Annotated in this window: 27 protein-coding genes; 7 read left to right on the top strand and 20 right to left on the bottom strand. The window is 38.2% G+C overall.

Annotated elements, in window-relative coordinates:
- Nucleotides 1-65 precede the first annotated feature (65 nt).
- Nucleotides 66-593, bottom strand: a complete 528-nt coding sequence (locus ACZ9EE_RS08175; protein WP_476026130.1) for a YceD family protein — start codon at nucleotides 591-593, stop codon at nucleotides 66-68.
- Between the two features lie 274 nt (nucleotides 594-867).
- On the opposite strand from ACZ9EE_RS08175, the gene ACZ9EE_RS08180 reads away from it, so the two are divergent.
- Nucleotides 868-2,088 carry a nucleotidyltransferase gene (locus ACZ9EE_RS08180; protein ID WP_476026131.1) on the top strand — a complete coding sequence of 407 codons (1,221 nt, stop codon included), beginning with the start codon at nucleotides 868-870 and terminating at the stop codon, nucleotides 2,086-2,088.
- Nucleotides 2,089-2,096: 8 nt separating this feature from the next.
- Here the strand turns inward: ACZ9EE_RS08180 and ACZ9EE_RS08185 are convergent, their stop codons facing one another.
- Together ACZ9EE_RS08185 and ACZ9EE_RS08190 are read right to left on the bottom strand one after the other, a co-directional pair.
- Nucleotides 2,097-3,125: a SepM family pheromone-processing serine protease gene (locus ACZ9EE_RS08185; protein WP_476026132.1), complete on the bottom strand. Its 1,029-nt coding sequence runs from the start codon at nucleotides 3,123-3,125 to the stop codon at nucleotides 2,097-2,099.
- Nucleotides 3,126-3,133: 8 nt separating this feature from the next.
- The gene (locus ACZ9EE_RS08190) at nucleotides 3,134-3,913 is read right to left on the bottom strand and encodes a patatin-like phospholipase family protein (protein ID WP_476026133.1); all 780 of its coding nucleotides are present in this window, start codon (nucleotides 3,911-3,913) and stop codon (nucleotides 3,134-3,136) included.
- 211 nt (nucleotides 3,914-4,124) lie between these two features.
- Between ACZ9EE_RS08190 and ylbJ the strand changes: the two genes are divergently transcribed.
- Nucleotides 4,125-5,336, top strand: a complete 1,212-nt coding sequence (gene ylbJ / locus ACZ9EE_RS08195) for a sporulation integral membrane protein YlbJ (protein WP_476026134.1) — start codon at nucleotides 4,125-4,127, stop codon at nucleotides 5,334-5,336.
- 81 nt (nucleotides 5,337-5,417) lie between these two features.
- On the opposite strand, the gene coaD is transcribed toward ylbJ, so the two are convergent.
- Nucleotides 5,418-5,900 (bottom strand): pantetheine-phosphate adenylyltransferase, encoded by a 483-nt coding sequence (gene coaD, locus ACZ9EE_RS08200; protein ID WP_476026135.1) that lies wholly within the window; start codon nucleotides 5,898-5,900, stop codon nucleotides 5,418-5,420.
- A gap of 12 nt (nucleotides 5,901-5,912) precedes the next feature.
- Entirely contained in the window at nucleotides 5,913-6,473 is a 561-nt protein-coding gene (gene rsmD, locus ACZ9EE_RS08205; RefSeq protein ID WP_476026136.1) for a 16S rRNA (guanine(966)-N(2))-methyltransferase RsmD, read from the bottom strand.
- A 569-nt stretch (nucleotides 6,474-7,042) separates the two neighbouring features.
- Between rsmD and ACZ9EE_RS08210 the strand changes: the two genes are divergently transcribed.
- The gene (locus ACZ9EE_RS08210) at nucleotides 7,043-7,432 is read left to right on the top strand and encodes a DUF7147 family protein (RefSeq protein ID WP_476026137.1); all 390 of its coding nucleotides are present in this window, start codon (nucleotides 7,043-7,045) and stop codon (nucleotides 7,430-7,432) included.
- Between the two features lie 55 nt (nucleotides 7,433-7,487).
- Here ACZ9EE_RS08210 and ACZ9EE_RS08215 read toward each other — a convergent pair whose 3' ends face one another.
- From ACZ9EE_RS08215 to ACZ9EE_RS08230, 4 genes are all read right to left on the bottom strand, one after another.
- Nucleotides 7,488-7,763, bottom strand: coding sequence for a YlbG family protein (locus ACZ9EE_RS08215; RefSeq protein ID WP_144562585.1), 276 nt, complete (start codon nucleotides 7,761-7,763; stop codon nucleotides 7,488-7,490).
- Nucleotides 7,764-7,895: 132 nt separating this feature from the next.
- The gene (locus ACZ9EE_RS08220; protein ID WP_476026138.1) at nucleotides 7,896-8,327 is read right to left on the bottom strand and encodes a YlbF/YmcA family competence regulator; all 432 of its coding nucleotides are present in this window, start codon (nucleotides 8,325-8,327) and stop codon (nucleotides 7,896-7,898) included.
- A gap of 188 nt (nucleotides 8,328-8,515) precedes the next feature.
- The gene (locus ACZ9EE_RS08225; protein ID WP_215040676.1) at nucleotides 8,516-8,755 is read right to left on the bottom strand and encodes a YlbE-like family protein; all 240 of its coding nucleotides are present in this window, start codon (nucleotides 8,753-8,755) and stop codon (nucleotides 8,516-8,518) included.
- 20 nt (nucleotides 8,756-8,775) lie between these two features.
- Nucleotides 8,776-9,186 (bottom strand): YlbD family protein, encoded by a 411-nt coding sequence (locus ACZ9EE_RS08230; RefSeq protein WP_476026139.1) that lies wholly within the window; start codon nucleotides 9,184-9,186, stop codon nucleotides 8,776-8,778.
- Nucleotides 9,187-9,334: 148 nt separating this feature from the next.
- Between ACZ9EE_RS08230 and ACZ9EE_RS08235 the strand changes: the two genes are divergently transcribed.
- Together ACZ9EE_RS08235 and ACZ9EE_RS08240 are read left to right on the top strand one after the other, a co-directional pair.
- Entirely contained in the window at nucleotides 9,335-9,820 is a 486-nt protein-coding gene (locus ACZ9EE_RS08235; RefSeq protein ID WP_476026140.1) for a PaaI family thioesterase, read from the top strand.
- A 17-nt stretch (nucleotides 9,821-9,837) separates the two neighbouring features.
- Nucleotides 9,838-10,197, top strand: coding sequence for a hypothetical protein (locus ACZ9EE_RS08240; protein ID WP_476026141.1), 360 nt, complete (start codon nucleotides 9,838-9,840; stop codon nucleotides 10,195-10,197).
- 21 nt (nucleotides 10,198-10,218) lie between these two features.
- Here ACZ9EE_RS08240 and ACZ9EE_RS08245 read toward each other — a convergent pair whose 3' ends face one another.
- Both ACZ9EE_RS08245 and ACZ9EE_RS08250 read right to left on the bottom strand, forming a co-directional pair.
- Entirely contained in the window at nucleotides 10,219-11,118 is a 900-nt protein-coding gene (locus tag ACZ9EE_RS08245) for a CAP domain-containing protein (RefSeq protein WP_476026142.1), read from the bottom strand.
- 359 nt (nucleotides 11,119-11,477) lie between these two features.
- Complete coding sequence (locus ACZ9EE_RS08250; protein WP_476026143.1) at nucleotides 11,478-11,912, bottom strand: CBS domain-containing protein; 435 nt, start codon at nucleotides 11,910-11,912, stop codon at nucleotides 11,478-11,480.
- Between the two features lie 195 nt (nucleotides 11,913-12,107).
- On the opposite strand from ACZ9EE_RS08250, the gene ACZ9EE_RS08255 reads away from it, so the two are divergent.
- Nucleotides 12,108-12,467 carry a YugN family protein gene (locus tag ACZ9EE_RS08255; RefSeq protein ID WP_476026144.1) on the top strand — a complete coding sequence of 120 codons (360 nt, stop codon included), beginning with the start codon at nucleotides 12,108-12,110 and terminating at the stop codon, nucleotides 12,465-12,467.
- A gap of 224 nt (nucleotides 12,468-12,691) precedes the next feature.
- Here the strand turns inward: ACZ9EE_RS08255 and ACZ9EE_RS08260 are convergent, their stop codons facing one another.
- The 8 genes from ACZ9EE_RS08260 to cyoE all read right to left on the bottom strand — a co-directional run bounded on the left by ACZ9EE_RS08260 (nucleotide 12,692) and on the right by cyoE (nucleotide 20,809).
- Nucleotides 12,692-13,867 carry a GNAT family N-acetyltransferase gene (locus ACZ9EE_RS08260; RefSeq protein ID WP_476026145.1) on the bottom strand — a complete coding sequence of 392 codons (1,176 nt, stop codon included), beginning with the start codon at nucleotides 13,865-13,867 and terminating at the stop codon, nucleotides 12,692-12,694.
- A 133-nt stretch (nucleotides 13,868-14,000) separates the two neighbouring features.
- Nucleotides 14,001-14,468 carry a DUF420 domain-containing protein gene (locus ACZ9EE_RS08265; RefSeq protein WP_476026146.1) on the bottom strand — a complete coding sequence of 156 codons (468 nt, stop codon included), beginning with the start codon at nucleotides 14,466-14,468 and terminating at the stop codon, nucleotides 14,001-14,003.
- 98 nt (nucleotides 14,469-14,566) lie between these two features.
- Nucleotides 14,567-15,466 carry a cytochrome c oxidase assembly factor CtaG gene (gene ctaG, locus ACZ9EE_RS08270; protein ID WP_476026147.1) on the bottom strand — a complete coding sequence of 300 codons (900 nt, stop codon included), beginning with the start codon at nucleotides 15,464-15,466 and terminating at the stop codon, nucleotides 14,567-14,569.
- Nucleotides 15,467-15,753: 287 nt separating this feature from the next.
- Nucleotides 15,754-16,089, bottom strand: a complete 336-nt coding sequence (ctaF, locus tag ACZ9EE_RS08275; RefSeq protein ID WP_476026148.1) for a cytochrome c oxidase subunit IVB — start codon at nucleotides 16,087-16,089, stop codon at nucleotides 15,754-15,756.
- 1 nt (nucleotide 16,090) lies between these two features.
- Complete coding sequence (locus ACZ9EE_RS08280; RefSeq protein WP_476026149.1) at nucleotides 16,091-16,717, bottom strand: cytochrome (ubi)quinol oxidase subunit III; 627 nt, start codon at nucleotides 16,715-16,717, stop codon at nucleotides 16,091-16,093.
- Complete coding sequence (gene ctaD / locus ACZ9EE_RS08285) at nucleotides 16,717-18,585, bottom strand: cytochrome c oxidase subunit I (protein ID WP_476032899.1); 1,869 nt, start codon at nucleotides 18,583-18,585, stop codon at nucleotides 16,717-16,719. The genes ACZ9EE_RS08280 and ctaD overlap by 1 nt, the downstream gene beginning before the upstream one ends.
- Nucleotides 18,586-18,613: 28 nt before the next feature.
- A complete protein-coding gene (gene coxB, locus ACZ9EE_RS08290; protein WP_476026150.1) occupies nucleotides 18,614-19,672 on the bottom strand; it encodes a cytochrome c oxidase subunit II in 1,059 nt (352 codons plus the stop codon).
- Nucleotides 19,673-19,870: 198 nt separating this feature from the next.
- Entirely contained in the window at nucleotides 19,871-20,809 is a 939-nt protein-coding gene (cyoE, locus tag ACZ9EE_RS08295; protein WP_476026151.1) for a heme o synthase, read from the bottom strand.
- Between the two features lie 638 nt (nucleotides 20,810-21,447).
- Here cyoE and ACZ9EE_RS08300 point away from each other — a divergent pair.
- Nucleotides 21,448-22,356 carry a COX15/CtaA family protein gene (locus ACZ9EE_RS08300; RefSeq protein ID WP_476026152.1) on the top strand — a complete coding sequence of 303 codons (909 nt, stop codon included), beginning with the start codon at nucleotides 21,448-21,450 and terminating at the stop codon, nucleotides 22,354-22,356.
- 42 nt (nucleotides 22,357-22,398) lie between these two features.
- Here ACZ9EE_RS08300 and pyc read toward each other — a convergent pair whose 3' ends face one another.
- Complete coding sequence (pyc, locus tag ACZ9EE_RS08305) at nucleotides 22,399-25,842, bottom strand: pyruvate carboxylase (RefSeq protein WP_476026153.1); 3,444 nt, start codon at nucleotides 25,840-25,842, stop codon at nucleotides 22,399-22,401.
- Nucleotides 25,843-25,858 lie beyond the last annotated feature (16 nt).

A 25,858-nucleotide genomic window follows, 5' to 3' on the forward strand; every position in this document is an offset into this window, starting at 1 on the left:
AGTATTAAGAAAGTAATGAAGGCCAGGAATGCTGGTTCTTCACTTTGCTTCTTAGATTTTGCCGATTATGATTCGGAAGAAGATTTGTTTTCGTCAAAAAACTTTGCAAGTCCTGCTAGTCGCGGATCAATCTTTTTAGATTGATCTTCTTCAGTAACAACTTCCCAATCCTTGCCGGATTGCGGCGCAGCTTCTTCAGAATCGACATCCTCACAAAATACTTGCATTGGAACCTCAAGTAAAAGAATTTCTCTAATGATTGGCATAAGGTCAATCAAGTCACCCTTTACTTGATATGTTTCCTCTTCAGTTTCATAGACTGATCCTTGTAAGAGGAAAGTTTCAGTTGTGTCGACATTAATCGGAAGTTTCACATCCACTAAAGTACGAGAACAAGGAAGAATCAAATGACCTTCTATTTTTAAATGAAAAGTCACTTTCGTTGAATCAATATCTCCCCGACCAGTGATATGCATCGGAGAAACTTCCCGAATCGTGGGATCAACTTGTTTAATCTCATCCACACGAATGATCTCATCAATGATAAAATCCTTGTTTCGATATTTTTGTAATTGATTTAATGTCCATTTCAATTGAATCACCCCAAGGCAACAAAGGTAATTATAGCCTTCGATAATATTTTTGTCAATGTTTTTTCTTTACACCTAATATGGTGATTTTTTCTGCAAAGATAAATTGACGGTAAAAAGATTTCCATTACTAGTGTATCCAGATGTGTCCTTTACAAACATCTAGAACATCTTATCATATTATTTGATTGGTTTCCTTAAAATTTTGCTATAATGTTAAAAAAATAAAGATTCCAATATAGGAGTGGGATCCATTTCTTTCAGGAAGGAGAATAATATGAATGCTGTTGGTTTAATTGTCGAGTATAATCCTTTTCATAATGGACATGCCTTCCACTTAAATGCTTCAAAGGAAGCGACAGGCGCCGAAGTTGTGATTGCGGTAATGAGCGGGAATTTTCTGCAAAGAGGTGAACCTGCACTGGTCTCAAAATGGTATCGTACCAAGATGGCACTACTAAACGGTGTGGATATTGTCTTTGAACTTCCTTACAGGTTTGCCGTCCAAAAAGCGGAAATCTTTGCGGGTGGTGCCATATCTATTTTAGATGCAGCAGGCTGTGATTCCGTCTGTTTCGGTAGTGAGAGCGGTGAACTTTCCTCTTTCATGCAGACCATTGATTTTATTAATGAGCAAAAGCAGCAATTGGAAGAAAATATCCATCGTTTTATCGGTACAGGAGTAAGTTATCCAAAAGCTGTATCGTTAGCCTATCATCAATTATCCGATTCCAACTCTTATTTAGATTTAGCGAAACCAAATAATATCTTAGGAATCGAATACATAAAAGCAATCAGGAACCAAAAAAGCTCGCTTAAACCTATGACAGTAGCAAGAAAAAATGCGGATTATCACGATGAGCACTTTGCCTCTGAAACGATCGCAAGTGCAACAAGTATCCGAAAAGCGATCTTTTCGAAGGTGGGCGAGCAGAATTCTATTAGTCAATATGTACCTGCTCCAACCACTCAATTGTTATTGGACTATCGAACAAAGTACCAGGTTTATCATCAATGGGAAAATTACTGGGATTACCTGCAATTCCGTCTGCTTACAAGCAGTCCGGATGAATTAAGAGATATCTATGAAGTTGAAGAGGGATTAGAAAATAGATTATTAGCGGCAGCCTTAAAATCAGGAAGCTTTCATGAGTTTATGGAAAAGATTAAAACAAAGCGATACACGTGGACGAGGCTGCAACGATTATGTGTTCATATTTTAACAAATACGAAAAAAGGGCAAATGGCAGGTCCTTCAAATCAAGCCACTTATTTAAGGCTTTTAGGAATGACCAGTAAAGGCAAAGAGTATTTAAACAAGCGAAAAAAAGACTTCTCCCTTCCCCTCGTTTCGAAGCTTTCCTCTTATCAGGAGAGAGAAATTCTGCTTGACCTCAAAGCTGCTCGTGTATATTCCCTTGGTATTACCAATCATTTAGCAAAAGAATTAATGAATCAAGAATTTACGCAGCAGCCGATATGGATAGAAAAAGGATGATGGTCCCATCATCCTTTTTCTTTATCTGGTAATTTTTCAAGATATTGTACCGCTTCGTCAAATGTATCTACAGGCACAATTTTCATTTTTGTTTTTATATCCCGAGCGGTTTTCAAGGCATCTCGATAATTGGATGTCTTAGAACCTTTTTCGTTAGGAGCTAAAAATATTTCAGCACCCGCCTTATCGGCAGCCACTATCTTTTGTTCAATTCCACCAATTGGTCCTACATTTCCTTCTTCATCAATCGTCCCTGTTCCGGCAATTTGGTATCCTCTGGTTAAATCCTCACTTGTTAACTGGTTATAAATTTCTAAAGAAAACATTAACCCAGCCGATGGGCCGCCAATTTCATCTGTCCTTACTTTAACTTTAGGATCAACAATGATGGATTTGTCATCTACAAGTGAAATTCCAATTCCAATTTTGGTTGGATCCTCCTTGAATTGCTTCAGACTAACCGAAACAGTATTTGTTTTCTTATTTCTTAAATACGTTAAGGTAATCTTATCTGCAGCTTGTTTTTTGCTTACATATTCAATAAACTTTTCAGAGGATGGGAAGCTATGACCATCCACTTTATATATCCGGTCCCCAGCCTGAAGTTTTCCTTCTGCAGGCATTCCTGGAACAACTTGGATCACATAGATTCCTTTATATTTGTATTTCACTGGGAGTCCAGCTTTTCGATAGGCAACCTCAGTCGCATTCAGCTTCGAGCCTGCCATCATTTGAAGCTGTCTGGCGTTGTATTCATCCTCTGTTTCCTTCTCAGTCAGGATCATATCCAAGGGATAAATTTCCTCATACTTCCTCATTTTTGCTTCTAGATAAGAATAAATATTGGCCCTTCCCATTCTTACGGTTGTCAGCATAAAGTTTCCTTCTTCTTTATAGCCGTCCTCTACAGTGATGATTGGTTCTAATTTCTTGGCCATCCCCGGCTTTGAAACATAAAAGGGCAGTGAATAATACATACCGCCAATTAAGATAAGGGCCAGCAAAATGATTGTTCCAGTGTATATTTTCCTACGCATTGCTCATGTTACTCCTTCCACTTTTCGATGACAGTTTGGATCTGTTTGATATGTTTTTTAGTTTCTTCCATGCCAATATTAATGATTTCTTCTGTATTAGTGAAGGCACGTGAGCTATACATTTCAACAGGGGGGCGGATCATGATATCTGCAGTTGTTTCCCTATAGCTGATAATTTCCGTCTGCATAATGTCAATACTTTGCATGATGACATCGTAAATCGTTGTTATTTCAGCGTTTCGTTTTACCCTTGACACATCTACTGCTATAACGATATCTGCCCCCATGTCTCTGGCGACTGATATCGGGACTCGATCGGCCACACCGCCATCGACTAAAATTCTCCCATTATATTTTTCTGGTACAAAAATACCAGGGATGGAGATGCTTGCTCTTACAGCCTCAGCAACAGGTCCATTTTGAAAAACAACTTTTTCCCCTGTCAATAAATCTGTTGCCACAATTCCAACCGGGAGTGAAAGATCCTCAATGTTTTTCCCATGAGTAAAAACCCTGATAAACTCTTTAATTTTTTTTCCAGATATAAACCCCATTTTAGGAACCGTAAAGTCTAAGAAATACTTTCTTTTAAAGGCGGTGGACAATTTATACAACCGATCGAAATCAAGTCCAGCACCATAAAAACTGGCGACAAGTGCCCCCATACTGCTTCCTGCAATTAAATCGATCGGAATTCCGGCTTCTTTCAATGCCATAATTACACCTAAATGAGCAAACCCCCGTGCACCACCTGAACCAAGTGCCAAACCAATTTTTGGGTGCTCCATCACAACTGACCTCCCATTACTGTTGCATTAAAAGAGTCTAGAATTAAAGCTAAACTCGTTCAATCTTATGGTCTAAATTGCGTTTCTATGAGTATATTTGATGTATATGGGGACAAGGGTCATCGATTTTTTCATAAGATTAATTTATATTTTAGCATTGATATTATTGATTTGCACGATTCGAGCAATCGTTTGGAAGGAGGTATCTTGATTGGTTCTGTCAAAACTCAAAACGGTGATTTTATCCGTTTCTGTTACTATTTTAGCTGCGTCACTTATCTCCTTTCCAAGGGAGTCATTCGAAGCATCCATTCGCGGTCTTACTATGTGGTGGGAAATAGTCTTTCCTTCCCTTTTGCCTTTTTTTATTGTTTCTGAGATGTTGATCGGATTTGGGGTAGTAAAATTTATCGGGGTAATGTTAGAACCTCTGATGAGACCCTTATTTAAAGTTCCGGGTGTAGGCGGGTTTGTTTGGGCAATGGGGATGGCTTCCGGGCAGCCAGCAGGAGCAAAATTCTCTTCACGGTTACGTCAAGAAGGGCATTTAACGCAAATAGAAGCGGAAAGGCTTGTTTCCTTTACCAATTCCTCAAATCCCTTATTTATATTCAGTGCTGTTGCAGTTGGCTTCTTTAATAACCCTAAGATTGGACTACTCTTAGCAGCTGCACACTACTTAGGAAATATATGTGTCGGAATTATCATGCGTTTCTATGGAAAAGAGACACCTGAGACTACAGATGAAAGAAAAAGGTTCAAATTAAGATCAGCCCTCTCAGTTCTCCATCAAACTAGAATAAAAGATAATCGGCCCATCGGAAAACTTTTAGGTGATGCCGTTAATTCATCGATTCAAACCTTATTAATGATTGGCGGCTTTATTATTTTGTTCTCGGTGATTAACAAATTACTTTATTTACTACATATAACAGCCATACTGGCAAAAACAGTTGAAGTGCTGATGTCGTCTTTGTCATTCCCAGATATGTTAAGTATTCCGTTTATTTCGGGATTATTTGAAATTACTATGGGGAGCCAATTAATAAGTCAAGTTCAAGATGCAACCCTTTTGCAACAAGCCATCATTACTAGTTTTATCTTAGCGTTTAGCGGCTTTAGTATTCAAGCTCAAGTTGCAAGCATCCTCGCCCAAACAGACATCAGATTTAAACCTTTTTTTATCGCCAGGATTCTCCAAGGAATTTTCGCAGCCTTTTTTGCCTTACTCTTATGGAAACCACTCTACGTCCGTTTTAGTGGTAACGAACAACCCTCCAATGCCTTACCAGTCGGTTTTTTTGGAGATGGTTCGTGGGTAAATCATCTTTATCATAAAATAATCGAGGTTGGTCCGCTTATTACTATTTTCTCACTTTTAATTTACACCGTAATATTGTTCACACGATTAAAAAAGAGCTAGGCATAAGCCCAGCTCCTTTTCCTTTTATAACAAGACGATCAATTCTTGTTCACACTTCATGATCCGCGGTTTCCACTTTTTTTAACGCCCAAACTTTTTATGTAATTCTTTCTCCACGATTGGTGGAACTAATGAAGAAATGTTGCCGTCATACTTGGCTACTTCTTTTACAATACTTGAACTTAAGAAAGAGTATTGGCTGTTGGTCATGATAAAGAAGGTTTCAATATCCTCATCCAAAACCCTGTTCATTGAGGTAATTTGCATTTCATATTCGAAATCTGAAACAGCCCGTAAGCCCCTAATAATAGCATTCGCATTAACGGACTTCGCGTAATCAACAAGTAAGCCTGAGTGAACATCCACTCTTACATTTGGAAGGTCCTTTGTTACCGTTTTAATCAGATTCATCCGCTCTTCAAGCGTGAATAGAGGACTTTTTGCGGAATTATTCAACACACTCACATAAACTATATCAAATACCTTCGCACCTCTCTTTATGATATCTAAATGACCATATGTAATGGGGTCAAAGCTTCCTGGACATACCGCAATTCTAGCCAACTGGACTCCTCCTTACTCCTTACTGCCATTCGAATAAATCGTTACGGCAATAATCCCATACTTTTCATGTTTTATCTGCTTAAAGCGCCCTACAATTTGAGGTAATTCCACATCAAAGCTATGTTCGCAGACAATAACTCCTTCTGGCTTTACCAAGTCCTGTTGGTCCATTTTTTCCATCAGACTGACGAGCTGCTGTTTTTTATAAGGCGGATCTAAAAATATGTAATCAAAAGTAATACCTCTTTTTATAAGGGCCTTTAATGCTCGATCAGCATCATTACGATAAACTTCTGTTTGATCTTCAAATTTACAGGCTTTTATATTTTCTTGAATAACATGAATCGCCTTTGACTCTCGATCTATAAAAATAACCTTCTCTAACCCTCGGCTAAGTCCCTCAATACCTAATCCGCCACTGCCTGCGAATAAATCTAAACCGATTCCTCCATCAAAATAAGGCCCAATCATATTAAACAAGGCTTCTTTGACTTTATCCGTTGTCGGACGTGTAGTATTTCCGGGGACTGCTTTAAGCGGTCTACCCTTACATATACCTGAAACCACTCTCATGGACATATCACCACATTTTTGAAAATCATTTTTCTTAATACATCCTATCATAATTTATAAAAAAGACAATCTGTTCCGAATATCTTTTTACCTGTTAAGTCCTATTTGAATATCTAATTGGAAAATTTATTGAAAAGACGTATAAGCTTTTCCGTTGTGGAGATAATGTAATTAACAACATCAATTCGAGGATGTTGTTGCCAACCGCGGAGAAGACTTACGTTTCCCCATAAGTTCTTCCTCCGGTTTCTCCTCTCCCTTTGCCTTCTATCCTTAGCTTTAGGATATAGAAGGACCCTGCGGATATTCTGCAGGGTTTTTTTTTATGTATTTAGCTGAGGTAAATGTTATTTAGCATGTTGATTGGAGTGGAAGGCGCGAAGACTCCTGCGGGAGTACGGGGCTGGGGAGACCCGACAGGCGCTTTAGCGCCGAGGAGGCTCCCCGGACCGCCCGCGAACCGCTCGCGCCTGGAGCGGAAATCAACACTCAAGTTTAACACAGCCATTTATTTAGCAATTATTTAATGATAAAGTAGGGGAGGAACCAAGCTTAAAGGAGAATGTCAATTGATACAACGTTTTATTGAACTAGGTGAAGGATATTCAGATATTTATGAACTGCTTGAACTTGCAAAAGCAAATCAACACCGCCTGCAGCATATGATGGCACTGCACACAAAAATTGACGGTAAAGATATGACTTCCGTAGTTGTCATATTAAAACCCACAGACCCGGGAAAATTCCAAGCGCTCTATATATGTCGTGAAGGGATTCCGAATCCAACTATTCTGCCAAATAAAAGGTTTGATTTGTTTGCCCAAACAGCGGAATCGCTTGGAAAACAAATCATCGAACTTTCGGTAAAACCATCTGTCATCTTTAATGAGAAAGAACTATTTTATCAGTATCTGATAGGAATTTTGCGATTAAATCATTATATTTTACCATTGCAATAAGAAAAGCGTACGCTAGAGCCAGACATCAAAAAGGTGAGGGATGATCCCTCACCTTTTAAATTCCCATTTTGTAATCATATTCCTTGGCTTTATCCGGGGCAGAATTCTCGTATTCCATTCTCAAGAACGGTTTATAGGAAGGTTCTACTTTTTTCACAAATGAAAAGGAATTTAACTTTTCCATAATCCCCTCGACTTCATCCTGATTACAATATAGCACAACATATTTTAACTTTTTTGAGACATAATGAACGTTCCCGAAACGCCTAAGCATTTTTGCCTGTTTTAAAGAGTACAGCCAAACTACTAATCCCTGTCTTTGAACAAACATCGTATATTCCCCTTCAGCAAAACCATCATTTTACATAAGTCTAGCACATCAAAACGTTCTATTTCAATTTAAACTTTAGCTCTTATTAAGGGGAAATTAAAAAACCAGCTTTTCGAAAAGCTGGTTCCTTAATTAACTGCACCCGCAGCTTCCACCCGTGCCACAGCTATGACCCGTTTCAAAAAATGGGTTACCACTAGGCACCTTAATATGTTCTGATACTGCTCCCCCAATAGATTTGCTAATCTCATCCAGGAGAGTTTGTAAATCATTTTCAGCCAGCTTAAAATCTGCAACTAGCGGATCCAAATCCATATCCCGTTTCGCTTCGCGGATTTGCAGCATCACTCTTTTATAATCTGGATGGTATTTACCGAACCGCTGAACTTCCTCATAAAGTTCTTTTAGACTGGCAAATCGATTGATTTTCCGCTGTGTTTCTCTATTGTTTTGCATTTTATATAAACTAATTTGATATTGTTCTGCAATATCCGACGTTAAGATCATCTTGGCTAAGTCTTCGGCGTATTCTAATAGTTCTATTCTTTCTAAAGTAGCAAGCACTTTTCGCCCACCTCCAAGGATATTTTAACATATATACTAGAAGAAAGCGAAAATTCCTGCTATCTAGGGATATTTACCATCATTGGTTTGGAACATCGTCCTTTCGGAGTATTGCCAGCCTTTTCCTTGTTAATCCATCCTTTATAACCATAAAAAAAGGCCACAATTAAAATCATGTGGTCTTTTTGTTAATTTTGCGTTTTCATTGCCTGAAACATGTGATACATCATCGAGGCCATTTGAACGCTATTTGAAAATTTCTCTACGTGATCGGGGATCGTCTTTTTATAATAGTGTAACGAAGCAACTTCTAACGCTTGTAAATCATAGGGATTTCTTGTCAGCTTTCGATACCAAAGCGGCTGCTCTCGAATAAATTGTTTTAAATCCTTTTGACGTTCCAAATAATCTAGTACATCTCTACGCATCGTGTATTGGTCCCTTCCATTTAATCTTTTCGAAAAACAAATGGATGTTTCGGCCCTTCTTGCGGCTTTAATGGTCCGGAAACAGAGTTAACATTACCGCCTTGGAATTGGGATATAACGCCTTGGATCGCTCCTAAAGCTTGACTTAAGTTATTGATATGGCCCTGCATTTGATTCGGATCCATTTTTTTCACCATTCCCATGATATTTGATAACCAATCATTCTTAGACTCTTGGTCTGTTTTAGATTCCGGTTCCTTATCAGCACCCATCGCCTGCCAGCGGTTATCCTCTTCCCCCAACAAATACCAATCCTCATATAATTCCTGCCAGGTCGCCTTTCCACTCCGAACTTCCTTAATGATTTTCGGATTGTTCTTTACAAATTCTTTAAATTGGAGCACGGAAGGATGCAATTTCTTTTGCGTCATTTTATTCTCACCTCTGCCCATGTTAATCGCCAATAATACAATATGTTTAAAAAGATGAAATGTGAAATGAATTCACTGTTAATTAATTTATTAATCCCCTTCTTAGTGGTAAGATGGCAAGAGATAAAGAAATGAAAGAGGTAAAAGTATGAAGGAAGAATTACGTCATTTATTAGAAACAATTCTCCAAGATGGGTCCGAGGAAGACCTCGGTGTGATGAAGCAGCTACTTGAGGGTGTCCAAAATAAGATAAAAGGTAATCGACGTACCTATATTGATGGAATCTTGCATATGGAAACAAGCTTTGAGAATGAATGCTATGAAATTACGATTCCCATTAGTCCTGTTATTCATAACAATCTTAACATTGTTCATGGAGGTATTACAGCAACGGTTCTTGATACATCGATGGGGGTTCTGGCTAATCGCTTACTGCCGGAAGGATATGGTGCCGTAACCAATCAATTAAATATTCATTATATAGCCCCTGGTATTGGGGAAACGCTTCGCTGCAAAGCTGAGGTTATTCATAAAGGCTCGAAAACAATGGTCATTTCAGGTGAGGCCTTTCGCAGTGATGGAAAAAAAATAGCTTATGCCACTGGTACTTTTTTTATGATTAAGAAAGGGTAGGGAGGCGTTTACTCAAGTTGGTTACCGCCGTTGTAATCCCGATAATATGTCTGTACTTTTTTTGGGTAACAAGGAAAGAAAAGAAAGAGCAAAACAGAAAATGGCTTAGGGCTGGGGAGGTACGTGAGGAATCGGTCGTAACAGGTGATATAATCGATATCACTGAAGAAAAGCAGCGATTCTATTATGATCGGTACGTCTTGGTTCAGAGCATTAAACTTCAATCCTCCACAAGGGTGATCACTGCCTTAAAAACTACTCCCCTTACCCCAGACGTAAAAAAAGATACATTTACCGTCGGGGAAACGGTTCGCTTATATGGCAGCTGGGAAAGAAGCCATTTTTTATTTTCTAATTGGGTAAATGAAAAAAGGTGACATCGTGTCACCTTTTTTCATTTAATCCTCTGTTTTGCTGATAAAGTTTTGTGTATAATATTTTTCATAAACACCGACACCAAGATGAGAGAATTCTTTATTTAATAATGAATCGCGATGTCCTTTACTATTAAGCCAGCCCTCCACCACTGCAGGTCCATCCGTGTAGTTTGCTGCAATATTTTCTCCGGCATTTTGATAGGCAACTTTAGCTGTTTTTAAGCGATTGGCCAAATCACCAAATTTCTTAGAAGTATGGGAAAAATCATTGTTTTGAGCCATATCCCTGCTATGCTCAAATGCAACCTCAGCAGTCTTTTCATCCCAAACCAACGCTTTTACTTTGTGCCTAATTCTTAAAGCATTAGTGATGTCAAAAATTTCTTGTTCTGTACTTTGTTCCACTAAATTCTTCATATCTTCATTTAGGGCAGGTGGTTTGATGAGCTGACCGCGATAAACAAGTTCATATGGACGCTGTTTAACCAAGGTTTCTGCATCAAGAAAACGCACACTTGAAAGATTACCAGTAAACTTATCTATATACAATTGAACAAAAATATCCCCCATTCGAACCATTGGACGGAGATTTAAATCCGTATCATTCAATTCGAAGCGATAAGTACTGCCATTTACTTGAAGATTTATATTTGTATCAAAAAATTGCGTGTTAAATATTTCTTCTACAGGCTGGCCAATTTCAAATGGGGCAACATCTAAACTTTCGCCAAGGGCAAAAATTGTTACAACCCGATTATTTTCAACTCCTACTTGTAAGTAACGGCTATAACTCTGATTATAAATATACCATTGATAACCATACATTGATTGATCAATTCTTATCGGTGGCCCATATTCTTTTTCGAGATTAGAAACATCTTGTCCAATCAAAAGAGCTAAACCTTCCTTTGGTTTTTCCAATGGAGTTGTACTCCCATTTGTTTTATCAGCATCCTGCGGTGTAGATTGTTTCATCTCTGACGTATGATCTTCCTTAATCAGTACTTTACTATCATCATTTTTTCCATTTATACTAACGTAAAAACCAATTGTGAGGAAAACAACTGAGAGTATTAGGATTCTGCTTAGAGTACGCAGTCGCACTCACCCTCTCTATAACAATTTCTATGATTATATGTATTGATTAAACAATTATATCATTTATATCCTGTTTAGTAAGAGTCATAAGCAAAAATCTCAGATTTATTAGCAATTTAAAAATAAAACAGGCACCTCTTGTACCTGTTTTAAATGGTAAATATTAATATTTATTTTATATTTTAGTGCTGTACATCATCGAAATTCTGTTCCGAAATTTCACTAAGAGCTTCTTTAGCCTGGTCATCTGTCAGCTCACGGATGGCAAAATCACCGAGAGAGACAATCCCTATTAATTTTTCGTTTTCTACTACTGGTAATCGGCGAATCTGATGATCAGCCATTAGTTTTGCAGCTTCTCTAGTGGAAGTGTCTGGACTCACTGATATCAACGTTTTACTCATGATATCTTCTACCTTCGTAGAACCAGGATGTTTTTCAGCAACCCCTCTAATCACAATATCACGGTCTGTAATCATGCCTACTATTTTTTCCTTATCAACAATTGGAATGGCTCCAACATTTAACTCCTTCATCTTAACAGCTACCTCAAAGATATTATCTAATAATGTACAACATTCTACCTCATCTGTCATAATGTCACGTATTTTTTCCATAATTATTTCCTCCAAAAGTATTTTTATACCCCTTTTCAATGGTTTAGGTTTTACCAATGCAAACGGTTTTATTCGTTTAAATCTATTCATTGCAAGTTGTTACAAATTCAACTATTATTAAAATGAATTATATTTTGCTTCAATACCAATTTAGGATCATAGGGGTATAGCAACTGTTTTTAGGAGGGATTTAGGATGAAATTCGAGAATACAGGAATTGAGAAATTAAAAGCGGACATAAACCGTTTAGATGACGTAATGCATGAATATGGTTTAGTCCGGGCCGGGCAATGGGATTATGACCGGGTTACATATGACCGAAAATTCGAGCTAAAAGAAGGCATTTTTTATCTTCGCATTCAAGGGTTTGCGGTTGAAGGTGATGTGGACACGTTTAAGGCAACAATTCAATTGCTGACACCACTATTAGGAAAGCATTATTATCCTCACGGAGTAGAATATGGTGAAGGTGAGAACTTCCCTGCTTCCCTTGTAAATCAATGTAAAAAAATCATTGAAAACGTGACAGAAGAAATCAGCCAGTTTGCAATTTAAAAGCGGAAGCGCCCGTTTAGCGCACGACAGGACTGGAGCCCATCGACTGAGATAAAGTCAACACGAAGAGCGTTAGCTTTTTCGTGTTGACTTATCGTAGGGAGACGGGCGAAGTACACTAGTCGCTGGGCGCTGGAGCTGGACAATTCTCCAAGTTATTTATACTCAACTATTAAAAGTAAGGCGCATGAAATGATTCATGCGCCTTTTTACTATTGATTTGATTAGAAAAAGTCATAGAATGCTGATTTTAGTTGAGGGATCATCGTTTCAAATTGATTGATCTCCTCTTTTGCTCCCTTCATTAACCCCAATTCAAAGAGCTCAACAGGCCTTTTATAGCCACAGAGAATCGCAGATAATTCATTGATGGTCAAACGGATCCCCCTCTTGGGCGGGTTGACGCACTGGCTTCCCTGTTTCGCTTTATACTCCTTCACTTCACCATTACCAATTAGATAGCTTCCATTATTCCATGCAGCAAAAGGGTCCTCTAGATGAAGAAAGATAGGCTCTGCATCCCGAGCAAACGGATATCTTTCTAAACATTCTTTTGCCTTAACAATTCGACACATGAAATAGGGCATTACCTCCGTCTTTAATTTCGGCTGATTTAAGAAATAGGAAAACGGTTCATGTACTGGCAAATTTACAGTAACACTATCAACCATTGAATCATGCTGACAAATAAGATTCCACAGGCCGACTCTTGCTTCCTGGTCTAGTACCACTATTTCCTGTATATCCATTTTCCTATCTTTAATCGTATATAAAATATACCCCCGTGCCTCTTTTGAGGAATTATAATAAACCGCTCCATGTGATTGTTCATCATAAACATGTTCTTTCCACCAGTTTGTATCACGAACCAGCAGCCCCATATAGTTCTGGCAATACTTTCGATAAATATCCTCCATATCCTTAGGATGGTTAGACTTAGAGTACCTTTTAATGGAACCCGGCTGAGGGCTGAGGAATTGAAGATTTATTTTTTCAATCGTTACTTTCTTAACATCACTTAAAATCTCCCAGCCAAATTTACGATAAAAAGCAAAATCAAATGGGGCCAATAAAGAAACCAATTGTCCTTCTTGCCTCATCTGTGATAATGCTTCTATGATTAAAGATTTAACATATCCACTCCGTCTATACTCCGGAAAGGTGGCAACCCCGGCGATTCCCCCCATTTTCCATTCATCACCATTCATATAAACTGCAAGAGGAATGATGTGTAATTTAGCTGCAAGCTTACTACCTTCTCTTATACCTAATAATTTATGAGATTTTAACTTTTCTAAACTGCTAGGAATCTTTTCTTCGGGGACGCGATACTGGAACGCATACTCTGAGAGCCTTAATGTCTCTAAATAATCGTTTTCATTAAGTAATTTAATCTCCATTAATCTTCCTCCATATATGTTTTTCTAGTATTCAGATAAATATAATTATGTAAAAAAAAAGGCGCTAATTACAGCACCTATATTTTTAAACTCATATTCAGCTTGCATTCAAGCAAATCCTCTTGGAATTTGTTTATAATCCAAGAATGGCTTTAATCATTGAGGTCGTTTCTCCACCTTTATAAAATACATATAACAATAAGTAAACAGCCACTCCTGTTATGGCTGTAAAAAACCAGATAAAACTTGTTATCGGTCCTAACTTACGATGGATGGACAGGTTATTTTTATATCCTGTTGCTAAAGAAATGATGCCAAAGACTGCTCCTACTGTTGCTAATGTAATATGAAAAACAAGAAAAATCGTGTAATAGATTTTTATATCTGCTGGTCCGCCAAAAGAAGTGTTTCCAATAAATATAGTTCTTGTAGCATAAATGATAAAAAAGATAAGTGCAAAGATTCCGGCAGTAAACATTGTCTTTCTATGAGCATCAATTTTTCTTTGTTTTATTTGCCACCAGCCAATGGCGACCGTAATAGCACTTAAAACAATAAAAGACGTACTTATGGTAGGTAATATGGGTAAGGAATTCATCATAGATCCTCTCTTCTAAATGTACTACCCTTATTTTAGAGTAGTTCCCAACTCATTTCAAATATAACTCATGAAAAAACCCCCTTTATGAAGGGAGTTTTTTAGTGAGTAGGATTTAATTGATGTTTTTTGATTTCACGTTCAGATTCTTCCTGATCGTTGCGATACCATTCAAAGAATACTTGACCTAAAACAACGGCAAAAATAATCTCTTGGAGAATTTTCATTACAACCCCGCCCAGCCTTTGATCTTCGACAGCTGACATGGAACTAAACAATTCTGGACCGGTGATATTTAGATTATCAAACGATGAACCTACACATAAACTCATGACCTGTGACCATACCTTAGGATCATGGTATGTGGCGTACAAGGAGTTATCTGAAAAAATAATTAATGCACATGCAGGAGTAATGAGGATACTGTTTACAAAAATATAAGCAACCTTCTTTATTCCCGTTAAATTTTTATATTCGGGGAGCGGGCAAACCAGCGACCACCACATTCCAATTGCAAATACAAATAAGACAATCGAGTAACCGGCATGTAAATATCTATTTTGCATGACATGGTCAAAAACAAGTGGTATATGATAAAAGGAAAAGAAAGCATTAAATAAAAGGATCGCAAGAACTGGTTTTGAAAATAACTTGAATAACGATTTAATTACTCTCAAATTTAGAATTGTTCTCCAGAGCCAATTTGGAATAGATAAAATAAACAATGGCGGAACAAGGAAAACTAGCAGAACCATCGTAATGCCATGGATATAAAACATTAGATGCCCCATTAAATCCAGCGGTGAGCCCTTTATAGCATATAGCAAGCACATTGCGGTTAAAAATAAGCTAGCTTGTTTAGCTGTTAAAGGCTCGCTTTGCTGAAACTTCATTCTAAATTTTGTTGTTATAAGAAAGTAAGCAACCGTAATTGCAAGTAATATTATTAGAAAGTACGGGCTCCAAAGGGCTTTAAAACCAAAAATATCTAAAGAAAGCACCTTGATCTCACCTCAATATTAAAGAATCTTATTATTATTATACCTTTAGAACATAGACATCGCAAAAAGAAAAGAGCCTTCCTTAAAAAGAAAAATCGGCTAAACGCCGATTTTTCTTCTTAAAGGTAAGCACGTATAAAATTTTCGACTTTGAGAATTGTCCAGCTCCAGCGCCTAGCCCCTCGATGGTCTACAGCCAATCCGACCAAAAGGTTAAAGAGCAACCTTTCGGCAGGCTCGACTTATGCTTGTCGGGGCTGAACAAGGCGCTTGCGCTTTTCTGTTTATTACCACCAAATTATGGTGCTAAAAGCTAATATTGCAGTCAGTCCGACAAATAATCCTGAAAACAAGAACAGAGTCGGTGCTTCGTGCCCTTTGTGGCTCATATGCATGAAATAAAATAACTGGAAAACAACTTGAACAGCTGCTAATAAAACGATAAACGGTACGGTAAACCATTGCGTAGTACCTTTCATGGCAACTGAAGCGAAAGCCACTAAAGTTAAAAATATCATCAATGCAAACGAGATAACTTGATAGCGCATTTCTTCCGCGCTTTTTTTACGTCTGTAGTCAAGATCGACTCTTGGGTTGCCTGAGCTTAATGGCTGATTTGTCATTTTATCCCACCATCCCCATTAAATATACTACTGTAAAGATAAATACCCAAACTACGTCAATAAAGTGCCAATATAGACTTGCAACGTAAAATTTAGGTGCATTGTAAAGATTTAGTCCCCGTTTTGAGTTGCGAATCATTAATGTTAAAATCCAACACAAACCAAAGGCAACGTGGCCGCCGTGGAAGCCAACAAGTGAATAGAATGCTGAACCAAAGGCACTGCTGGTAAATTTATGTCCTTCGTGAACGTAATTCGTAAATTCATAAACTTCACTGCCAAGGAAACCAAGTCCTAATAATACCGTTATTCCAAGCCAAAGCATCATTTTCTTGAAGGCGAAATTCTTCATGTGATATATAGCATATACACTTGTTATTGAGCTTGTTAATAACAGCATTGTTGCAAGAAATGTTAGTGGTAATTCAAATAAATCTTTTGCTAAGGGCTGACTTGTATTTGGTACTTTATCTTTTAATGCAAGGTAAGTGGCAAAGAGAGAGGCGAATAAAACAGTCTCTCCCCCTAAGAATAACCAAAAACCAACAAATTTATTTTTTGCCTCAAGGGTAGATCTTTCCGGCTCTGCAGGCCATGTTTCATAAGTCATTTTTTCTTCAGCGTGCATTATGCCTTAGCCCCCTTCTCTTCCTGTAATTCCTCTTTATGGATATGGAAACCATGATCATCTTTTACAGAACGTGTGAACAATGAACCAAAAGTTATTAACAGTCCGATTATCATAACTGGCAATGCCCATGACACTTTATCAACATGATACATCGCACCAAATGCTGCAATGAACAATCCTAATGCAATCACAAATGGGATAAATGAAGCGTTCGGCATATGAATATCACCAAGCGGCTCAGCCGGAGTCATACCTTTTTTCCCTTCCATCTTTTCAATCCAATAAGGATCTAACCCACGAACTAATGGCAGCTGTTTAAAGTTATAAAATGGCGGTGGTGATGGGATTGCCCATTCAAGTGTTCTTCCGTCACCCCATGGATCATTACCTACTTTAACATTTTTGACTGATGTCATTACAACGTTAAGAAGCATAATGATTACCGCAATCGACATAAATCCAGCTCCAACAGAGCTGATCATATTTGCAGTTTCAAAACCTTGGCCTGGAAGGTAAGTAAATACACGACGAGGCATGCCCCATAATCCTAAGAAATGCTGGATAAAGAAAGTTAAATGGAAACCAATGAAGAAGAACCAGAATGTGATTTTTCCTAACGTTTCATTTAACATCGTTCCAAACATCTTTGGCCACCAAAGATGTATGCCAGCGAAAATACCGAACACTACACCACCGACAATAACATAGTGAAAGTGAGCAACAACAAAGTAAGTATCATGATACTGGTAGTCTGCGGCTGCAGCAGCGAGCATTACGCCAGTAACCCCTCCCATAAGAAAGGTAGGGATAAAAGCAAAAGCCCAGTACATAGGAGTAGTAAATTTGATACTTCCCCCCCACATTGTGAACAACCAGTTGAAAATCTTGATACCCGTTGGTACCCCAATTGCCATTGTTGCAACAGCAAAAATAGCATTCGCAACAGGTCCTAAACCTGTTGTGAACATATGGTGTGCCCATACCATGAAGCCCAAGAAACCGATTAACACGGTCGCAAATACCATGGAAGAATAACCGAAAAGACGCTTCCTTGAGAAAATCGGAAAGATCTCTGAGAAAATACCAAATGCAGGAAGTATTAAGATATACACTTCGGGATGTCCGAAAATCCAGAAGAGATGTTCCCAAATAACTGTATTTCCACCCATTGTGACATCAAAGAAATTAGCTCCAAACAGGCGGTCAAACATCATTAAAGTCAAACCAACTGTTAATGGAGGGAATGCAAATAAAATTAATGCAGATGCAACAAATGTTGTCCAAGTAAATAATGGCATCCTCATATACGTCATACCAGGAGCACGCATGTTAATAATGGTAACAAGGAAATTGATACCACCGATTAATGTACCGATACCCGAAATCTGTAATCCTAGTACATAAAAGTCAACCCCGTGACCTTTAGAATGTAGTGCAAGTGAAGCATATGAGGTCCAGCCCGCATCAGGAGCTCCTCCTAAGAACCATGATAGGTTAAGAAAGATCCCTCCGAAGAAGAATAACCAAAATCCTACCGCATTAACAAATGGAAATGCTACGTCTCGAGCCCCTATTTGTAATGGCATCACAGCATTCATAAAACCAATTAGCAACGGCATCGCCGCTAAGAAAATCATTGTTGTTCCGTGCATCGTGAGGATTTCATTATATGCACCTGCACTAACAAAATCATTATTAGGTACAGCAAGCTGGATACGGATAAAAACCGCCTCTAGTCCTCCGACTAAGAAGAAAAATCCACCTGCAATAAAGTATAGGATGGCAATTTTTTTATGGTCGACTGTTGTTAAATAGTCCCATAATGTTGCGCCGAATCCCTTTTTTTGAGCAATGGTACTCACAATTTTACCTCCCTTTCAAACAATTCCCCTATTATTCCTGAACCTTTAATCCCATTAAATATTCAGCAACTGCATCAATCTGGTCATCAGTCAAGTTTCCGTATTTACCAGTCATCATATTACCTGGTTTATAGGTTTCAGGATTTTTGATCCAGTTCTTTACCTCTTCTTTATTATGGTCAAGAATACCGGCAACTCGAGATCTGTCACCAAAGTTAGTTAAGTTAGGTGCAACACGGGCAGTATCTGGCATTTTGTTAGCTGGTGTTACAGCATGACAGCCAATACAGCTCTTATTGAAAATTTCTTGACCTTGAGCTGCTAAATCATTGGTTGCTTTTTGCGGTTCTTTTACATTCTGCATAGCAGAAACCCAAGCATCAAATTTATCACGGCTCATTGCTTTCACTTTAAAATCCATCAGAGCATGTGATGGTCCACAAAGCTCAGCACATTTTCCATAGAAAAGATTACCAGCTTCGTTCGCACGCTTATCATCAAATTCCAGCCAAAACTTATTAGCATTATCGGTGTTGGTATCAATTTTACCGCCGACAGCCGGAATCCAGAATGAGTGTTTAACATCCATAGATTTTAAATTAAAATAAACTTTTTCATTTGTAGGAACGACTAATTCCTGACTTGTCACAATTTTTTGACCAGGATATTCAAAATCCCACCAATATAAATGCGATCGTACATTTACAATAAGTGCTTTAGTATTCTTTTTGTCCATCGGACTCACATCAGCAAGCTTAAATGTTGACGCAACTGTTGGAACAGCCAAAATGAGTAGTAATAATATCGGGATTGTAGTCCAGATAATTTCTAAACGATGACTTCCTTCAACTTGTTTTGGAATTCCTTCGTCTTTTCTTCTAAAACGGGCAAATACCAAAACAAAGATTACTACTACCACTAGGATTACTCCTACCATGATATAAGTACTTAACTTCATTAAATCATATTCTGTGTCTGCAACTTCTCCAGCTGGATTTAACGCTGATAAATATGGTTTCCCACACCCGGAGAGTACAAGCGCTAAAATCGCAAATAACGAAATCAGACGCCACTTTGCAAGCATTTTCATAGCTTAATCAATCCCCTCTTTCACTGATAAATTCAAATAAATATTGTTGGTCAAAGAAGTATGTAGAATGGTTCTTTCCTTCGTTAGTGATTGAAAGTAACAGCTGTGAATTTTAGTATATGTAACCGTCATCAATCATCTAATTAGGAAGAAGAAAGTAATACTTCCTTTCTCCCGGATTGAACCTAGGGGGCGAAACTAAATTAATGTAACTATAACCATCGCCACAAAAATAATCGTTAAATATTGCAAAGAATAGACAAACATTAGTTTCGCCCACTTAATGTCATCTTTGACCTTATATCCATAAATCCCCAATGCCAGCCAGCCGACATTTAACACGGTAGCTAGAATCAGAAATGGGATTCCTAACTTAGTAAGGAAAAACGGGATTGGCAGAAGTAATGCCACCCAAACCATAATGTGAATCTTAGTTGTTTTAAAGCCTTTAACCACCGGAAGCATCGGAACTCCTGCAGCTCTATATTCCTTGACTCTTCTCATTGCAAGAGCATAAAAATGAGGAGGCTGCCAGATAAACATTAAAACAAACAAAGCCCAAGCCATAATATCTAGGTTAGCATCCACTGCTGCCCATCCAATTAACGGTGGTACTGCCCCTGAAATGCTTCCAATGATCGTATTTGATACCAACTGCCGCTTGGACCATAGTGTATAGAGAAAAACATAACTAAAAACTCCAAGCAGTCCAATTACTGTTGCAGTTAATGTAGTAAAGAATAAACACAGTGTTCCCAGTCCAATAAGCAAAATACCAAGAACTAAAACTTTTACAGGCATTACCTTCCCTGTTACCGTTGGTCTTGTTTTGGTTCTCTCCATTAAGTGATCAATATCTCGGTCTACATAATTATTAATGGCGCATGAACCAGCAATAATAAGTGAAGAACCAGCTACTGTAAAAAACACAATATCTAAATTATTTAAAAAGCTTTGACCCGAAAAATGAAGCGCCAGCCATAGACCAGTAAAAGTGGTAATTAAATTGGAATTAACAATTCCTATTTTAATAAGGGCCATAAAGTCCTTCCAGACGGTCGTTTTCTCGATTGTTCCATGCAGACTTGCAACACCATTCTCAATGGCCGAATCACCATAAGTCTTAGAGTTGGACATATCTTTTCCTCCTAATCCTACTAACAAATATTCACCAATTATGGGACATAAATACGCTCCTGTTTTTTTAAATATATAGTACTGATATAAAATTAAAGAAAAGGACTTTTTATTTCTATTAGGTTCTATTACATAAAAAAGTATTTCCACCATTAAAATACTTGATTTTCTAAAACACTTTCTCTGTATATTAAATCACACTTTTTGATATTTTTGTGAACTTTTTTTGAATAATTTTAGACTAAATTGTTACAAAACAAAAGTTTACGTGTGTGAATCAGACACTTTCAAGCATTTACTCCCATTTATATGAACTATTTAAGAGAAAGACGAATAAAACCGATCAATTTTATTGATTTTTCTGCTTTTAGTTGGACTTTTAGCATCCCTCTTACATCAATTTTACTACCTTCAAATTAAGATTCAACTCTTTTGACTATTTTCACTATAATAATAAGGAAATATAGTTGTTATTCATCTTCCTTTTTTTATTTAAATATTGTCAGCTAAAATTCTGTTCTTTTTAAACTATTTTCGTTATGATTAGTAGGGACTTTTAAATCTAGTTACGTTTTTATTTATTATACTGTCAGGTTAAACCAATGACAAATTATTGAACTTTTTAAGAGGTGAATTTTTTGCGACGTTCTCTGAAGTGGTTGGCGGTTGCAACCACGATCGTAATGATATTTATTTTATTAGGTGGTGCCTTGGTTACCAAAACTGGATCTGGGATGGGATGTGGAAGATCCTGGCCTTTATGCGAGGGCAGATTTGTTCCCTCGGAAATAACCCCAGAACTAGTGATAGAGCTTGCTCATCGGCTTGTCTCAGGTGCTGGAGGTATGATGGTTCTCGCCCTTTCCGTTTGGTCATGGAAGGCAATTGGTCATATTAGAGAGACTAAATTTCTATCCTTACTGTCATTTATCTTTTTACTGTTACAAGGATTAATTGGAGCAGCAGCCGTGTTATGGGGACAGTCCGGATTTGTACTAGCCTTACATTTCGGAATATCACTTGTTTCTTTTGCATCCGTTTTCTTACTAACTCTGCTTATTTTTGAAGTCGACAAAAAATTCGATGCAGAAAAGCTATACATCGATAAGCGAATGGGCTTTCATATTGTGGGTGTTTCTATCTACAGTTATCTTGTCATCTATACAGGAGCATTAGTACGCCATATGAAAGCGAGTCTAGTTTGCCTTGACTGGCCTTTCTGTTCTAATGAGAAGTTTTCATTACCAACAGACATTTACCAATGGGTCCAAATGGGGCATCGTACTGCAGCTGGGTTAATTTTCATCTGGATTGCTTATATTTTTTTCATTACGGTTCGTTTCTATAAAAAGGAGAAGGTTCTTTATTGGGGCTGGATGATTGCATTTATCCTCGTCACCTTACAAGTGATTGCTGGCGCATTCATTATCTTTAGCCTGTTAAACTTGTATATCGCACTGTTGCATGCCTTTTTTATCACCTGTTTATTCGGGGTATTAAGTTATTTCCTCCTCTTGTATTCAAGATCACGTCGGAATCATCAATAAAAAAGTTGCCGGGAACTTCCGGCAACTTTTTTATTCTTCAATTTATGCTTTTGTCAGTTCTAGTAAGAGATCGCCTGTTAGGATAGCATCCCCGCTTTTAACGTAAAGATCTTTTACAATACCTGAAAATGGCGCTTGCACCGTTGTTTCCATTTTCATTGCTTCGGTTATCAGTAAATGATCGCCTCGTTCGACCTTCTCTCCTCGTTCTACTAGAACCTTAATGACGGTTCCTGGCATAGAGGCTGAGAGGTGTTCATCGTTTTTCATATCTCCCTTTAATCTCGATACAACCGTTGCTTTAATACTCTCATCCTTGATCGACACCTCGCGCGGCTGCCCATTTAACTCGAAATAAACCACTCTTGTCCCGTCCGCCTGAGGCTGACCAATAGAAACTAACTTAACAATCAGAGTTTTACCCTTTTCAATTTCTACTTCAATTTCTTCACCCAGTCTCATCCCATAAAGGAAGGTTGGTGTATCCAGCATCGAAATATTTCCATATCGCTCTATTGCCCTGGTATATTCGGTAAACACCTTTGGATAGAGGGCGTAAGATAAAATTTCAAAATCAGTCACTTGTCTGCCAAGTTCTTCAAACAGCTCTTCCTTAAGCTTATCGAAATTTACTTCCTCAAGCAGTTCACCAGGTCGAACCTCCAAAGGCTTCTTTCCTTTTAGGATGACCTTTTGAAGTTCTTCAGGAAATCCTCCGTATGGCTGCCCTAAATATCCTTCAAATAATTCAACAACCGAGTCAGGGAAATCAAGACTATGACCATTTAATAGTACATCTTCTTCCGTTAATTCATTTTGCACCATAAATAAGGCCATATCCCCAACAACCTTTGAGGAAGGGGTAACTTTGACAATGTCCCCAAACATTTTGTTTACACGGGAGTACATTTCTTTTACATCATCCCATTGCTCCCCAAGCCCCACTGCTTTAGCTTGCTGTTGAAGGTTGCTATATTGCCCGCCAGGCATTTCATGCTGATACACTTCCGAATGCGGAGATATCATCCCGCTTTCAAAATCATGATAAATTTTGCGAACATCCTCCCAGTAATAGGAAAGCTTCTCAAGCGCTTCAATATTTACTTGTGGTTTTCTCGTATTTCCCTCAAGTGCATAGAATAAGGAGTTAGCACTCGGCTGAGATGTCAAACCTGCCATTGTACTTAGAGCCGTATCAACAATATCGACTCCGCCGTCTATAGCACGCGCATACGTAAAAATTCCATTTCCGCTTGTATCGTGAGTATGGAGATGAATTGGGATATCAACAGTTGCTTTTAATTCGGATACTAACCGATACGCTGCTTCCGGCTTTAAAAGGCCAGCCATATCTTTTATTGCCAGTATATGTGCACCCTGCTGCTCCAACTCTTTTGCCAATGTTCGGTAATAGTCAAGATTATACTTTATTCTTGTTGTATCTAAGATATCTCCTGTGTAACAAATGGCGGCCTCGGCAATTTTTCCTGACTGGCGGACTGCATCAATCGCAACTTCCATCCCCTTGACCCAGTTTAAACTGTCAAAAATCCGGAAGACATCTATTCCTGCTGCAGCCGATTGATTGATAAATTCACGAATTAAGTTGTCCGGATAATTTTTATAACCAACTGCATTTGCACCACGGAACAACATTTGAAAAAGAACATTTGGAATCTTTTCACGAAGCGATAATAAGCGGTCCCACGGGTCTTCCTTGAGGAACCTGTAAGCAACATCAAAGGTTGCCCCGCCCCACATCTCATATGAAAAAAAATTGGGTAATAATTTGGCCGTTTCTTCTGCAATATGCACAATATCTGTTGTCCGCATTCTCGTCGCTAATAAGGACTGATGGGCATCCCGATAAGTGGTATCTGTTAGTAATACTTGCTTTTGGTTTTTTATCCATTGGACAAGTCCATCAGGACCATACTTATCCAAAATCTGTTTTGTCCCATCTTGATATGGAACATCAAATTTTAGCGCTGGAATTCTAGGCTGAGTGAAAACGGGTCTTTTCTTTTTCTCAATCCCAGGAAAACCATTTACTGTAACGTTCCCAATATAGCTTAATAATTTTGTTCCTCTATCTTTACTTACAGGAAAAATAAATAATTCCGGTGTTGTATCAATAAACGATGTATCATATTCACCATTTCTAAACTTCTCGTGCTTCACGACATTCTCAAGGAATGGAATATTAGTCTTTATGCCTCTTATCCTAAACTCCTGTAAATTGCGGACCATCTTTGCTGCCGCTTGTTCAAACGTCAACGCCCAGGTTGATAGTTTCACAAGCAAAGAATCGTAATATGGCGTGATAACAGCTCCCTGAAAACCATTGCCAGCATCAAGACGCACGCCAAATCCCCCGCCTGATCTATAAGCCATGATTTTTCCTGTATCAGGCATAAAATTGTTGAGAGGATCTTCTGTGGTAACCCTGGATTGAATAGCAAAACCATTTAACTTTATTTTCTCTTGAGCAGGAATACCAATAATTGGACCGTGCAGTTCATGCCCTTCGGCTACTAATATTTGCGTTTGAACGATATCAATTCCAGTCACTAATTCCGTTACAGTATGCTCCACTTGTACGCGCGGATTAACCTCAATGAAATAAAAATCATTACCAGAAACAAGAAATTCAACCGTACCGGCATTTACATATTGTACATTACTCATTAATTTAACGGCTGCTTGGCAGATTGAACTCCGCAACTCTTCAGAAATGGATACACTTGGAGCTACTTCAACTACCTTCTGATGCCTCCTTTGAACCGAACAGTCCCGATCATAGAGATGTACAATGTTCCCATGATGGTCCCCGATAATTTGAACCTCAATATGCTTAGGATTTTCAATGAATTTTTCTAGGTATACTTCATCATTTCCAAAAGCAGCTTTAGCTTCGGATTTTGCTCGCTCAAAGGCATCACGTACATCCTCACTGCTTTTAACAATTCTCATCCCACGTCCGCCCCCGCCTAGTGAGGCTTTGATAATGATTGGAAAGCCGTGTACTGCAGCAAATTCCTCCACTTCGCTAGTCTGATTGACAGGACCATCACTGCCTGGAATGACGGGAATATTGGCAAGTTCAGCCTGGGTTCTTGCTTTTACTTTGTCCCCAAACATATCCAAGTGTTTGGAAACAGGTCCAATAAAAATAATCCCCTCTTCTTCACAGCGTTTTGCAAAATGAATGTTTTCTGATAAGAAACCATAACCAGGATGAATCGCATTCACACCGCTTTTTTTAGCAATGTCAATAATCCCATCAATGTCTAGATAGGCATCAATTGGTTTTTTCCCTTCCCCTACTAAATAAGCCTCATCTGCTTTATATCGATGATAGGCGCCAGAATCTTCTTTCGAATAAATAGCAACTGTCCGAATATTCAGTTCAGTACAAGCACGAAAAACCCTAATCGCAATTTCTCCGCGATTAGCAACCAATATTTTATTAATCTGTCTTGTCACGAAATGCACCTCGTAT

It is taken from the genome of Bacillus sp. URHA0034, from assembly GCF_056280405.1.